This window comes from Roseibium sp. MMSF_3544 (genome assembly GCF_030732845.1).
GTDB lineage: Bacteria > Pseudomonadota > Alphaproteobacteria > Rhizobiales > Stappiaceae > Roseibium.
Window position 1 is genome coordinate 14,400 of sequence record NZ_JASHKA010000043.1, and the last position, 13,762, is coordinate 28,161.

Consider the following 13,762-nt stretch of genomic DNA (forward strand, 5'->3'; position numbering starts at 1 on the left):
CAAATCAGCCAGGTAGTTGCAGCTTTCAGGCCATCAGGCTGGACACATCTCTTGAAAATTTTCCTATATTTTTCAATTAGTTGAAAATCAAACAGCTCTACCGCTCACCGGAGCTTTTGAAAACGCGACACAATTTTCCGATTTTGCAATCATGCCTTTGTCCTTTGCAGGGCTCTGTCTCAAACGGCAGTTGCAAAGCGAGGGCAATTTTCAGGACATGGCCGTGAACCGCCTCCAGAAGCACACTATGGGAACTTGTGAAACCCGGTCCCTCCCCCGGCGCTGTGACCTCCCTTTCGGTTGCCGAGTTTGGTTGCCGGCCCTTGCGGAGTGACTCGCATCGGTTTGAGTTCAGCTTCCGAAATATTGTTCTTTTTGCCCCAACTGCGGCGGAAGCGTTCGGCGAGTTCATGCCGTGCCGACTTTGAGAGTTTCGCCCCACTGCCTGCGCGCGCCGCTTTCGTGCCTAACCCAGCACCGGTCAAGTAGAGTGCTGTCTCTGCAATTGACGCGAATGCGACCGTAATCAAAAGAGCGAGTTCCGCCCGTTCGCCACCCTTGATCGTGTCTTCCAGGTAGATGTTCAGCAGTTCCGCGTTGTACTCGGCAATGTGCGCGGCTGCGACCAGATAATGTCGGGCTTTTTCAACATCGCCGCCCCTGTTCGCCGCCCTGGCTATGCGCCGAAGTTTCGCCGGTTTGTCCCAGATCGAGCGCGGTGGAAAATCTGCGCCTCCGAAGAAATCCGAGACTGTCGCGACGAAAGGCGTCGCGCTGCGCGTGTGCATGATGTCCAGATGCAACATGAAACCGTTGTGGTAAGCCGTGTCAAAACGCTCAAAGGCGCGGTCGAGCTTTGATTGAACGTGGCCCGTCAGCACAGACTTGTAATAGCCGTAGCCAAGCATGGCCGTTCCAAGCAGCTCTTCCCGGTCAATGATTGCGTCGTTTGTTTTGATCGTGTCTCCGTCACGACCAAGAGAAAACCAGAACTTCCAGATTGCGGGATTGCTGCCTTTGAGGTGCCATGGCTGCTCAATTCGAAGCCACACCCCCAGCGAGTTCAAAACAGAGCGTACTTTTTGGAGGTATTCCGCTTCGTCAGGGTTGTTGGAGCGCGGTGTCAGCGCATCCGCAGTCAGCATCTTGTGATGGTCCAAACGAATATGACCATCGCTTTTGGAAACACGTATCTTCCGGTCGCGAATTTCATGCGCGTTCCTGACCTTGGCTTCGTCATACATTATCAACTCGCCAGAGCGCGCGGTCACGGAAGCTTCCATTGCATCGCGAAACTGCTTCTCGTACATCGGATTCAGGAATGATGCATCGATAATTCTTTGGAACTCGGCAACATGTTGAGGGGCGAGCAGCTTACTTAAACTGGGAACATTGGCGATCAAGTCTTCAGCAGAGGGCGCACCAAGCTCTTTGGCTTTTTTCCGAATGCGCGTTGCGTTTTCCATGTCGTGTTCTCCTAATGGCGGTTCGAGGCACAAAAAGTCCCCTGAACTTGGAAAATCCACCTCGCGCAAGAACTAGCGACCGATAGAGTGCAGAATATGCTTTTTTAATCGATTTTTATTTTATGAATTTTCTGAATACTTAAATTGAATTAAGTATTATCCGCGTTCTATTCAGATAAAATATTGATTTTGCGCGACAGTTTTACCTATGCGCACATCATCGCCGCACGGCGTGAAAAGCCTGTCATTTGCGATCGGGCTATTGCGAAGTACGCAAGAAAAATCGGTGAAAAATCTGTCAAATCACAGGGACAATCGCACCTTGGCGATGCGTGTGTTCGCGTCACGCCGGGCTGCAAAACCGTGGCTGTCCTGTCCGGTGAGTCAACCAAACCCCGTTCGGTTTCGGGAAGGTCAATGCAGCGCTTTTTGAATTCTGTCCCGCCAAAGGACGGTTCCCTGTTTTTCGGAAACCAACAATGCTCTTTGGAGCCAATTCCCGGCCCAGTCCGCGTCCTTCATGCCCGAGACTTGTGCGGCTTCGACTGCGAGGCGAATGACTTCCGGGTGACACCAGGGCTCAATCCCAAGGTCGACCTGTGCCAGGAGCTCGGACGCCTTTTGACCGGCGCGTTGCGTTTGACCGGATCTTGCAAGAACAGCTGCAAAGTGCGCATCGGAAATCAGAACCGAGAACTGTGCCGACGACATCCTTAGCTTGTTCCGTGCGGACTCGTATTCATTTGCAAGCTCGTCGGTGTAAGAAAGGTGCATCTTGGGGAGTGTCAACATGAGATCGGAATACGCCTCCCACATGGAGAGCTTAAACTTCTTGGCGATAGCGCGTGCAACTTCTGCGGCTTCGACTGCGGGCGCGTATCTCTCGAGCAAGAGATAGATGTAGGAGGCAGACGCAAATGTTGTGATCTGGTTTTGCGGGTGGCCCGTTTGTCGGCTCGTCTTTTCGATTTCGCGCAACGAAGCTATGGCTGCCTCCGGTTGACCCGTGATTGCCATGATGCGGGCTCTGATCAGTTTCATGGAAATCAGCTGATCCACGTCCGTCGCACCGCCGATGCTGGGCGCATCCGACATGCCTTCGATTAATTCTATGGCGCGCTTGAATCCCGCATCTGCAGCGTCGAAGTTCCCTGCCAAAAAGTCACCGACCGCGATAGCGCGCTTACCAACTACTTCCTGGATGCCGACCGCATCGTCCCAGTTCGCCAGGTCGAGCATTTCCTTGCCAAGGCGCGCAATCTCCACGTGATTTGCATGAATGTGATGGACGCAGTAGGACTGCCAGAGAACCCGCGCCGCGACTTGATTTCCAGGCAACTCGCTTGAGAGTTTGACGGCATCTTCAACAATTGATGCAGTCCTTGTGTGTCCGAACCCATCCGAATGAGCGTGGCATCGAGCAAGCTCACTCAACAGCATCAGGCGGGTTTCGCCCGGAACATCGCACGGCTCTTCAGCGTCAATCAGACGAAGCGCTTTTTCAAGATGGGCCCTCGCCTCGCCGTGCGCGAATTTTCGTAACGTATCAGATGCAGCGACGCGGAGATGATGGACGGCTTCACGACGCAAGCCGGCACGAGCGGCATGCCAAGCCAACAGATCGTGCTTGGTCTCATTCGCTGTGCTGAGGGTCTCATAAATGGTCTTGTGAATTGCCGCCCGGGTCATAATCGGGATGCTTTCGTAGGCTGCGTCTCTCAAAAGGGCATGCTTGAAGCAAAACGCATCAGGGCCTGAATTGGGAAACGGATAAACCAGACCCGCCTCGAGCATTTTCTCAAGTGCGGTGTCAACTGAACCCGGCAAGTCGGAACATATGAGCTCAAGCAGGTGCGTCCTGAAACGCCGCCCGAGGCATGACGCTCTGAAGGCGAAATGGCGCGATTCACCAAGCTTGTTCAGTCTTGCGACCAGTACGTCCCTGAGGCTCTTGGGAACTGTCTCCTTTTCGGGATCGGATTCAACAATGTTATTTGCCAGCTCTTCGGCAAAGAGGGGTATTCCGTCAGACCTGTCGCAGATGTCTTCCTTGGTTCGCGTGGGCACGTCTTTGCCAATCACAAGCTTCTCCACCAGATCGGAAACGTGGGTGCGAGAGAGCTTGGAGAGGGAAAACACTGCCGGGTCGAACGCATCGAAGGCCTGATGTTGAAATGCCGGTCGCGCCGTGAGCATCAGCATCACGGACTTTTGCGGCAAAGTGGCTGACACGTGCTGCAGCAGTGCCAGCGTCGTGGCGTCCGCCCACTGAGCGTCTTCAACAAGAATGGCAATGGGCCCCGACTCGGACAGGCCATGAAGATAGTTCCCCAGAGCCTGCTGAACCGCATTTCTCAGGCTCAATCCATCGAGTGGCTGTTTCAGCGACGTGATACCCGCGCAATAACCGATAACACTCCGATCTTCTTCCGACGCAACGCCGGATTCCTCAAGATAAGTGTCGAGAACCAGCCAATTGCTTTCCGGGCTTTGCCTCAGATCCAACTCAGCCGCCACAATGACATGTTCACCGATCGGATAAAGCGGCCTTTCCTGCATCTGTCTCGCGCATTGGAGAACGATGCACTTTTCATAGTCTTCGCAGATTTCCTCCAGAAAGGTTTGCGTCAGCCGTGACTTACCAATTCCAGGCTCGCCCTTGATGATCACGAGTTGCCCCTCGCCGCTCGCCGAAATTCGCCAGCGATCGAGCAGCATTTCCAGCTCCCGATCTCGCCCGACCAGATGCGTAAGGTGTGGCTCGTAACTCTCGTCTTGCCGCAGGGGACGGACAAATCGATGGGCGACGCCGCAACCTCTGACGGCAACTTCTTCGAATGCAAAGCTCGCAGCCAGCAAGGACCGGGTGTTTTCTGCCACGAGAACTTCACCAGGGGTGGATTGCCCCATCAGGTGAAGTGCGTGGTTCGGCGCGCCGCCGACAATGCTCAGATTTCGCGACGCAATCAGCACGTTTCCGGTTGAGATCCCGATGCGACACCTCGTGCCCAGTTCGCGTTCCACTTCATCGCGCAGGTCGACAGCTGCATTGATGGCGCTTTCTATGGTGTCTTCATGCATTTCGGGCCAACCGAAATACACGAGAAACGCCATTCCAGAGTTTTGTTCCCAGCTGCCGCCATACCGCTTCGCAACCAATTCGATCTTGCTCCTCAGCAGATCCATACGCTTTGCGATAAGTTCGGGAACGACCTCAGTGTATTCGGGTTCGACTGCTTCGGTTGTTATGGCGAGAACAGTCAGCTGTCGGCATTCGTCAGGTAGCTTCGACGGCTGAGCATCATGCAAGGAAGGCGTGTTTTCATTGGCCGACCCGACCGGCGCGGTTTCCTTTTCTTTATGCAGAGGCTTCGTGGGCAGTTCATTTTCGATCTCGGCAAGAAGCGCACGGGTCTCATTTGAAGGAGACACCTGAAGTTCATTGCGCAAGCGTTCCTCGAATTGACGATAGGTTTCCACCGCCGAGGCAAGTTCACCCCTGCGCGCAAAAACAGACATCAACCGGCGAACATGATCTTCACTAAATGGATCCAGAGTGATGAGCCGTTGCGCATGACGGGTTAGCGCTGTGAGGTCGCCAGCCCGATTGGCTTCGTCAATGGCTGATGCCGACAGGTAAGATATCATTGTGCGCACGTCGGCGCGCTTTTCCGAAAGCCAATCATTGAATTCCGGTGCGGTTATCTCCCAGCCAAGCAGAAGATCTCCACGGAATTCCGTCAGCGAACCTGACCGGCCAGTCTGCAAGTCATGGACATCGCACCAGATCTGCGATCGGTCGAGACAAATTGATTTCGCCGTCGACGTTACCGGCGCCAACCCGTGTGGCTCGAATGCCTTGCGGAGCTGATAGAGAGCTTGCCGAAGCGAACCGCGTGCCTGTTCTTCGCCGCGGTCGCTCCAGAACAAGTTGGCAATGCGGGCTCTGCTGTGCTCAATCTCGTGTTCTGCCGACAGAAAAGCCAATATAAGGGCACAGTGACGGGTCGGGAGCGTCAGCGGCTGATTGTCGACGCGCAAATCGCACCCTCCAAGTAGCCGCATCGTCAAGCGTGCTTCTGTGCACGGCTCCAGCATTGCCAGTTGTCCTTCGTACTGCTTCGCGCTCGCGTGCATAACCTCGCCTTTGATCATTGAAGCAAGCTGTAAAGCGCGTAACTGGGCTGCAAATCGAGCCTATTTTAGCTCAATTCGTGCGTTTTGACGCATTTTTCACGGCGACATTTGTACGAGATGCTCAATTGAAGGCAGCGGATTGACGCGTTTTTGACAGACCATTTTGGACAATCGCAACGCTTGGAAATGAGCTCAAGTTCTGTTGGCCCTTTCAATCGAAAATAGGATCGGCCTGAGCGAATTTTGAAAAAAATTATTTAAGTCAGACAGTTATTGGAAGTTTTACAAGCATGACGATAGTAGCGCCACCGGACAAAGAAACCGGACAACCCAGAATTTTCGGCCTCGGTTCGGCAATCAAAATGACAGCATCACGAACCAACGGCAAAGCGATCCTGCTCAACGGAAGGGACACCCGAAACAGCGTCTGGAGAAAGCCTTTCTCCGACGATGCTCAGGACAGGTTCTTCTTTCCCTGATGCGGGATGAACGCTGTTTCCTGCGCGACCGGGCTTCGCTTCCGGGTTCTCCATATTGAGTGGAACGGGACCGGCAATTCGAGACAACAGCATTTTCCAACGGCGCTTCTTGGTGAGCGCTGCAACACATTTTTCAAGACGATTTCATTCGGAAAGGAGACCGCCATGTCTCAGAAAAAGAGGAAAGCCCTGGGCGTCGGCAGTTATCTCGGCAGCAAGGTTTACAAGGAAATCTGTAACCGCTTTTACAAACTTCACCGTATCAAACTCCCAGACCACATCGCGTCGATGTACAGCGTGGGCGTCAACAACGGCCAGGGAATAGAATTTCTTGCCCGCGATGCAAAAGCGTTTGAGGCGCTCTTGAAGATGCCTGCCTTTGCGCCCGACAATCAGGAACACTTCTGTGACCGGATCGCATCGATGGCAACAAATGGCCAAGGCTATCGCGAGACGGGCGTTCCGAGCCTGCACATCGCCGTAGCTCCCGATCTGTGTAGTGTGCACATTGATACGTTCGGGTTTGTCGCCATCGGCCCTGACGGTAACAAGTATTACAACCCGGATGCCATCCAACACATTCTGGATGAGCTGGTATTGCAAGACAAATTTGTCGCTTGGGTGACGAAGCACAGCCGGTCGATCGGGTTGCTCCTCTCGCACGTTCACTTCAGAGGACCAAGCTCGCGCAACAGATACCGTCTGGCGGCCGGCGGCCGCGTAAATGTTGCACAAGGGGCCGGCTGGAGCATCGGCATAGAGGCGAGCCAGGCGCTGTCCGGAGAGCGGAAGGTCGAAGGCAGCGTCGAGGTCTACAACTGGTAGAGCCCTGATCAAAGTCTCACAAAAAGACCTTGTTTGTGATTGTTAAACAGGCCGTGCCAAAGTGGCTCCTGGACAAGCTCGGGCGTCGTCAATTCCATGAATGACTGGCATGTCGCAACGTTTCTCGCGCTGCACGCATGTCCGTCATGCAGCTGGACCCGACCGTCATTTGGCCACGGCATTTCCCTGAAATTCATTAATTGAATCATATTTTTAGCTTGGTGACCAACTTGAAGAAACGCGCGTACGATTATGTTTTCGATCTTCCGTCTTCGATGATCGATCGGACGATCCACATTTTTTCAGATGAGACAGTCGAGAGCAGCCCCTTCACGCTTGTGGTGACGCAAGAACAGGCCGACCCGACCCTTTCGGAAGAAAACCAGATCAAAAAGGCAATTGGTCTGCTTACAGACAGTTTCCCAGAGTTCGCGATGGCGTGGGCACAATGGATGGATGTCAAATACGGCAGAGCATATGTGTGTGAGTTTTCGTGGCGCTCCGAACGTGGTCCCATGACGCAGTGTCAAGTTTACTTTCCCGCACGAGACCACGTCCTTTGCGCGACGTTTTCGCGGCTCGGTCCTTTTGCCCCAGCGGACAAAGAAGCTGTTGTCCATTTCATGCATTCCTACCGCCTGATGCCTGAGCGGGTGCAATAAATCCTTCAATTAAACAATACGAACTGAGCGAGGTTGGTTATGCCGGAGGCTGCTCGAGCCCTCGACCCGATTGCCCATACATCAGCGCTGGCCGGTCTGATTGGCGGGCTTGTCGTCGGTGCCATCGTAGGTGCGGCAATCGTTGCGACAGGCGGTGCGGCAGCGGCGGCGATTGCAGTAGCAGCTGCCGGTGGAGCGTCCTTGGGGGCATCAGCCGGCCAATTGCTCGGATCTCTATTCACTTTCAAAACTGGCACCATTTCGCTTCCGTGTTCAACAACCGTCATCATTGGAAAGAAGAATGCGGCGCGGGCGCTGGCGGATATGGGCGACTGTTCCGGAATTCCATTTTCACCCACACCGCCGCATCCCCGTATGCCCATCGCCGAAGGCAGCAAAACAGTTTTCATTCAAAGCTTTCCGTCAGCGCGCAAAGACGACAAGCTGACGTGCAGCGCCGTCATTTCCGAAGGTTGCCTGACGGTGATCGTCGGGGGCGGAAAGACACAGTATGCCCAGATCAGCGCTGAGGTTCCTTTTTGGCTGGAGATGGGTGTGCTGGCCCTTGGATTGGTAAGCGGCACAGGCGCCATTGCCTTGGCGGGCCGAGGCATGCGCGTTGTCACTGCGCTTCGACTGACAGGGGGGCTGGCCGGGTCCATTGGTCTTGGCGCAGGCGGAACATGGCTTGGGGGAAAGATTTGGGGGCACGGTTCTGCCGGGCAGAAACTGTTTGGCTTCGGTATGGGCTTCTTCGGAGGATATCTCGGTGCCCGGCTGGCGGGCAGCGGGCCAATATACGGCCGGATGCAGCAATGGGCGGCAAAGCGGAATTTTCCAGGCCTTCAAACAGGAAATGCATGCGGACTACAGTCCTGCCAACAAATCATCAGAGCTGCGAAAGGTCGAAATCTGAGCCAGGGAGAAATGGAACAGATCGGCATCAATCGCGGGGTTTATGACCCGGCTTCCGGAATGGGGGGTGCGCGGGGGATTGCCGATGTCCTGAACTCCCAAGGCATCCGAGCGCGCCCCCAAGCCAATACACCACAGGCCATCCGACAAGCGCTCGCCGACGGCAAGGGCGTTGTTTCCATCCACAATGCAGGTCCACTTTGGAACACGGGCCAACCTGGTTCGCATGCGGTTGTGACGACGGGTGTCGTCCGCAATTCCAGTGGCCGGGTCACACACTACGTCATCAACGATACCGGCACGGGCCAGGCAGGACGATTGGTCCCCGCAGGTCAATACGAAACGTCGCTCAATCCCGGCCATCAGGCAGTCATCACGGACAATCCAATCTGGTAGCAATTGAAATGATCCCGATCGACTTCTTCGATATTGAGCGCGCTCTAAATTCCGCGATCTATCTGGAACAGAATCTTCCAAGTGCGATGACCCTGTCGCTGCCCGTCCTGGCTGGATGCGCAGGCACCACCAACGTTGCGTATTTCTTGTATGTCGTCGGAGGACCAATCAATGATCGCCGGATCTACGCACCCACTTTCAAACTATCTGTGCCACCCGATTACCCGGAAAGCGGGACTTATTCATTTGAGGAGTTTGATGGCGGCATCAAGGTGCCGCCGGAGTTTCCCATCGGCCGGTCGTCCTCGACTTTGACCTGGGATGCGTTCCAATCCAGACGCCAGCAGTACAACGCTCAGATGCTCTCCCTCTTTTCTGCCTGGCTGGATAAAGACAATGGAGCGCATGTCCGGGATGAGAAGTCCTCCTTCAAAGGCGTTTTTGACGAAATTGCCGACACCCCTTTGCGCCCTGCTTATGGAATGCTCAACCCGGATTTCTTCGCTTGGATTTGGTCGCCATAACGCCTTTGGCTCAAAGCAAACCGGACATTCCCGTGTGCCCTGGCACCCACCTTGCGCCAACACATCCGGCGTTCGTCCGTTCTTTTTCATAGCCTCAAAACCGACGCTTGTTCCAACCGCAGCAAAGTCGCGGGACCGGCTGAAAGCGGGCCTTCGCAGGCTTCGTTGTGTGTCTGGCTTTGCAGAGCAAAGCTTTCAGCAGCGGGTCCCTTTTTGAACAGTCGTTCCTCCGGCAACGTGGTCGAACGTCAGGTGGCGAGACCTTGGTCGCATACTCAGATTTTTTTGGCTTGCCCGAGCGTGCCTTCGGAGGCAAAACTTAAGCAGAATCGATACAAAAATTATTACTATTAATTTTACATATATTACTCCCATTGCTATCTCTGAACCTAAGTTCGGCGTGTTGCCCATTGGCCGCCGGCGCGAAGCAAACAGGGATTGGGCTGAATGATGGACGTCCGCGAGGCAAATCAGGTTCAAAAACTGTCGCACGGGCAGCTGCACATTCCTGACGCTGCTGCGACCGATGATGGACCCAGCCTGCTCTTCGTTCACGGAAGTTGGCATGGCGCCTGGTGCTTCGATAATTTCCTGAAGTTTTTTGCCGCAGCCGGTATTCAGGCGGCGGCGCTGGATTTGCGCGGACATGGCGGGCTTGAACAAGACGATCTCTTTGTCGTCTCGGGGCAAAGTGAAATGGCGGACGACATTTGCGAGGCGGTTTCAGCGCTTCGCCGCCCGGCTATCGTTGTTGGTCATTCCGCAGGCGCGGCAATTGCAGCGCAGGCCGCGTCGCGAATGACGTTGCCTGGCCTGGTCTTGCTTGCGCCGTCGCCGCCGGCCCAAATTCCAGGCCTTGCAAAACTCCCGGAAGTCCCAAACGGAAAGCCCTGCCCGCCCCCCGATTTCGAGACCGCGCGGCGTCGTTTCTATCCCAATTTCAGCGAAGCCGAGGCGCGCGGCTTTTACGAGATGCTTACGCCGGAAAGCCCAGCGCTGCTCAACGATCGGCGCGCACTCCGGGTGAAATGCGACCGGACACGCATTTCAGGACCGTGCCTGGTTATCGCAGCCGGGCGCGAAGATCCAACGATGCACGCCGAGGGCCAGGACCTTGCGACTGCCCGGTTTTTTGACGCCGAGTACTATTTCTCGGCAGATGCCGGCCATTGCTTCATGCTGGAAGCCGAGTGGCAGAGAGAGGCGGAGATCATACTGCGCTGGTATCGCAAGCATTTCCCCTCACTGGAGCGGCCATGATAGACACCCGAACCCTCAGTTATTTTGCCCGAGTGGCAGAGGCCCGGTCGATTTCTGTCGCCGCCCTGGACCTGGGAATTACGCAGTCGGCGCTTAGCCAGAGCATCATCAATCTCGAAGACTCAATCGGTGTACAGCTGTTTGAACGCAGCCGTTCCGGGATGGTTCCAACCGAGGCCGGACGGCGTCTGCTCGCGCATGCGAGAAATATTCTGACGTCCTTGGAGCAGGCAGAAATCGATATCCGCGACACGGATACCAACCCATCAGGGCGTGTTCATATCGGTATTGCGATCGGTTTTGCACCTGTTTTGACCGCACCGTTGATAGCTGAAGTCAAGCGGCGTTACCCGCGACTGCTCTTGTCGATCACCGAGGCGGCCACAGGTCAAATCTCGGACATGCTGACGTCCGGCGCTATCGAGATTGGAGTCTCGATTTTTCCGCAACGCCAGAAGTATGTCGAGGCGATTGAGATCTCGCACGACAGTTATGCGTTCTGCGGCCGCGCAGATCAGATCGACGCACTCAATCTCGAAATCATGCACCCGGCTCAGCTCGGTGATCATCCGATGATCATGATGAGCGAGAGCAATATGCAAAGGCGGCTCGTGGAAGATCTGGCGCAGCGCCACGGCTGCACCCTGAACATATTGGCGGAAATCGACAGCGCCTACGGAATGAAGCGCGCCATGCTCGCCGGACTCGGGTTTTCGGTATTTCCAACACTTGCCCTGGAACCCGAACACAGCACAGGCGGGATCAAGATGCTACCGCTCGGCGGAGGCGGGCTTGAGCGGTCAATCCAAGTCGCCACCTTGGGCCACTCTTTAGGGCAACGCCGGATAAAACTGGTCCGGGACACAATCGTGGACCTGTCGCGCAATGGGTTTGCGATGTCACGAAAGCTGCCGGAAATTCAGGAAGGATAAGTCGGACATGAGGGAAATTCCGTGTGTTTTGATGCGAGGGGGGACGTCCAAAGCGGCTTTCTTTCGGCGCGAGGATTTACCAGAGCAACGGAGTGACATTGAACCCTTGCTGCTGGGCGCGATGGGTTCGCCGGACCCTCGCCAGATTGACGGCTTGGGCGGCGCGCAAACAGTTACCAGCAAGGTCGCGATCATCTCGAAAAGTGACCTGGGACCAAACCATGTCGATTACCTGTTTGCGCAGGTTGATATTACCAACCCCGTCGTTGATTGGGGGCCAACCTGTGGCAACATCGTCATCGCTGTCGGACCCTATGCAATCGAACAGGGTTTGGTAGAACCGACGGGACCTCAAACGCCGGTCGTGATCCACAGCGTCAATACGGGTGCAACGATTGAGGCCATCGTGGAAACCCCGCACGGCCAGGTCACCTATGCAGGCGATATTGAGATTGCCGGTGTTCCCGGGACGGCGGCGCCAGTCCAGATCAACTTTCTTGATGCCATCGGATCAAAGACCGGCACGCTTTTTCCCACCGGCAATCGGATTGACCGGATCAAGGGTTTGGATGTCACCTGTATCGATGTGGCCATGCCCATGGTCATCGCCCGTGCAGCCGATTTCGGGAAAACGGGTCACGAGACCAAGGCCGAACTTGATGCTGACGCGGACTTGCTCGCCCGCATCGAAGACGTTCGCCTGGAAGCAGGAAGGGCGATGGGAATGGGAGACGTCGCTGGCAAGGTCACGCCGAAGTTCGGGCTTCTGGCTGCCCCTACAACAGAGGCCCATGTCACGTCGCGGTACTTCGTGCCGACCGATTGTCACCCGACACACGCGGTCAGCGGCGCGATCTGCGTCGCGTCCTGTGTGGCGCTCGACGGCACCATTGCAGAAGGCCTTGCGCGTCCGGCCCCGACCAACACCGAAACCATCGTGATCGAGCATCCGCAGGGAACGATCGAGGTTGCTCTTTCGCTTACCGGACAAGGCGCTGAGCGAACCATTGATCGCGCAGGCGTCGTGCGCACAGCCCGGCGGCTGATGTCGGGCGACGTTGCGATCCCGGACTGAGCCATTTTTCGAAACCTGAGGGAGGAAACCATGAAACACTATCTCTTTTCCGCAGCACTTGCCGCGACCCTGGCGATTGGCGCGCCCGCAATAGGCGCTGAGTATTCGCTGTCCGTATCGCTGGACACCGGACCAACGCATATTCGCAACGTCTCAATGCGCGAATATGCAAAGGAGTTGGCCGAGCGGAGCGACGGCAAGCTGGAGCTGGAAATCTTTGATTCCGCGTCGCGCTATCGTGGCCCGGATGTCGCCACCGCGCTTGTTCAGGGTGCGATCGATATTGGCGTTCCCGCCGATCAGCATCTTGGCAAATTCGTCGCCGATACCGGCCTGCTGCTCCTGCCGATGGTCTACGGTCTGCCGCGGGAGACCCTCTACAAGATGACGGATGGGCCCGTCGGTGACGAAGTCCGCGACCGACTTGAGCAAAAGCTGGGCACGATTGTTCTTGGTCGTTCGCTCGATCTGGGACACGGCACAATTTTCTCGACGGACAGCTTGATCGCTACGCCGGCTGATCTGGTCGGCCGCAAAGTCCGGGTTCCAGGTGGCGCGGCGACCTTGGAGCGCTATCGCGTGTTTGAAGCCAACCCGGTCCAGATTGCCTGGTCCGATCTGCCGCAGGCGCTTGAGCGCAAAACGGTTGCGACGATCTGGGCCACTCATGAGTCCGTTCGAAGCGCGAAGCTTTGGGACGCGGGCATTCAGTATGCGTTCGACGACCGGCAGGCCTATGTCCAGTACGTTCCGATGGTTTCGGCTGCGGCGTGGAACAAGCTTCCTGAAGACATGCAGACCCTCATGAAGGACACATGGGAAGACATGGTGGACGGCTTCCGCGACAATGCGGCTCAGCGCCAATTCGACTCGGTCGAAATCAACCGCCAGAACGGCATCACGGTTCTGCTTCCAGACGCGCAAACAATGTCGGAAATGCGCGAGAACCTCCTCGCGGCACAGCCGGGTATCGTCGAGACGCTGAAGATGGATCCTGAGCTCGTCGCCCAGGCAGCAGCCGTGCTGACAGCCGAGCAGTAGACGGATAATGACAAACAAGGACCCCAATCCGCCGCGTGGCCCGATTCATC

Annotated in this window: 10 protein-coding genes; 8 read left to right on the forward strand and 2 right to left on the reverse strand. The window is 55.8% G+C overall.

Features of this window, described 5'->3' with window-relative positions:
* Positions 1-245: 245 nt before the first annotated feature.
* Positions 246-1,466, reverse strand: coding sequence for a hypothetical protein (locus tag RBB47_RS30260; RefSeq protein ID WP_305989665.1), 1,221 nt, complete (start codon positions 1,464-1,466; stop codon positions 246-248).
* 414 nt (positions 1,467-1,880) lie between these two features.
* Positions 1,881-5,603, reverse strand: a complete 3,723-nt coding sequence (locus RBB47_RS30265; protein WP_305989666.1) for an AAA family ATPase — start codon at positions 5,601-5,603, stop codon at positions 1,881-1,883.
* A gap of 644 nt (positions 5,604-6,247) precedes the next feature.
* On the opposite strand from RBB47_RS30265, the gene RBB47_RS30270 reads away from it, so the two are divergent.
* From RBB47_RS30270 to dctP, 8 genes are all read left to right on the forward strand, one after another.
* Entirely contained in the window at positions 6,248-6,907 is a 660-nt protein-coding gene (locus RBB47_RS30270; RefSeq protein WP_305989667.1) for a hypothetical protein, read from the forward strand.
* 230 nt (positions 6,908-7,137) lie between these two features.
* On the forward strand, positions 7,138-7,569 hold the full coding sequence (locus RBB47_RS30275) for a DcrB-related protein (RefSeq protein WP_305989668.1): 432 nt from the start codon (positions 7,138-7,140) through the stop codon (positions 7,567-7,569).
* 39 nt (positions 7,570-7,608) lie between these two features.
* Complete coding sequence (locus tag RBB47_RS30280; protein WP_305989669.1) at positions 7,609-8,880, forward strand: PAAR domain-containing protein; 1,272 nt, start codon at positions 7,609-7,611, stop codon at positions 8,878-8,880.
* An 8-nt stretch (positions 8,881-8,888) separates the two neighbouring features.
* Entirely contained in the window at positions 8,889-9,404 is a 516-nt protein-coding gene (locus RBB47_RS30285; protein WP_305989670.1) for a hypothetical protein, read from the forward strand.
* A gap of 447 nt (positions 9,405-9,851) precedes the next feature.
* Entirely contained in the window at positions 9,852-10,664 is an 813-nt protein-coding gene (locus RBB47_RS30290; RefSeq protein WP_305989671.1) for an alpha/beta hydrolase, read from the forward strand.
* Positions 10,661-11,596, forward strand: coding sequence for a LysR family transcriptional regulator (locus RBB47_RS30295; RefSeq protein WP_305989672.1), 936 nt, complete (start codon positions 10,661-10,663; stop codon positions 11,594-11,596). Before RBB47_RS30290 ends, RBB47_RS30295 begins: the two co-directional genes overlap by 4 nt.
* Before the next feature lie 7 nt (positions 11,597-11,603).
* Positions 11,604-12,671, forward strand: a complete 1,068-nt coding sequence (locus RBB47_RS30300) for a 4-oxalomesaconate tautomerase (protein WP_305989673.1) — start codon at positions 11,604-11,606, stop codon at positions 12,669-12,671.
* 30 nt (positions 12,672-12,701) lie between these two features.
* Complete coding sequence (gene dctP, locus RBB47_RS30305) at positions 12,702-13,712, forward strand: TRAP transporter substrate-binding protein DctP (protein ID WP_305989674.1); 1,011 nt, start codon at positions 12,702-12,704, stop codon at positions 13,710-13,712.
* Positions 13,713-13,762: the final 50 nt, after the last annotated feature.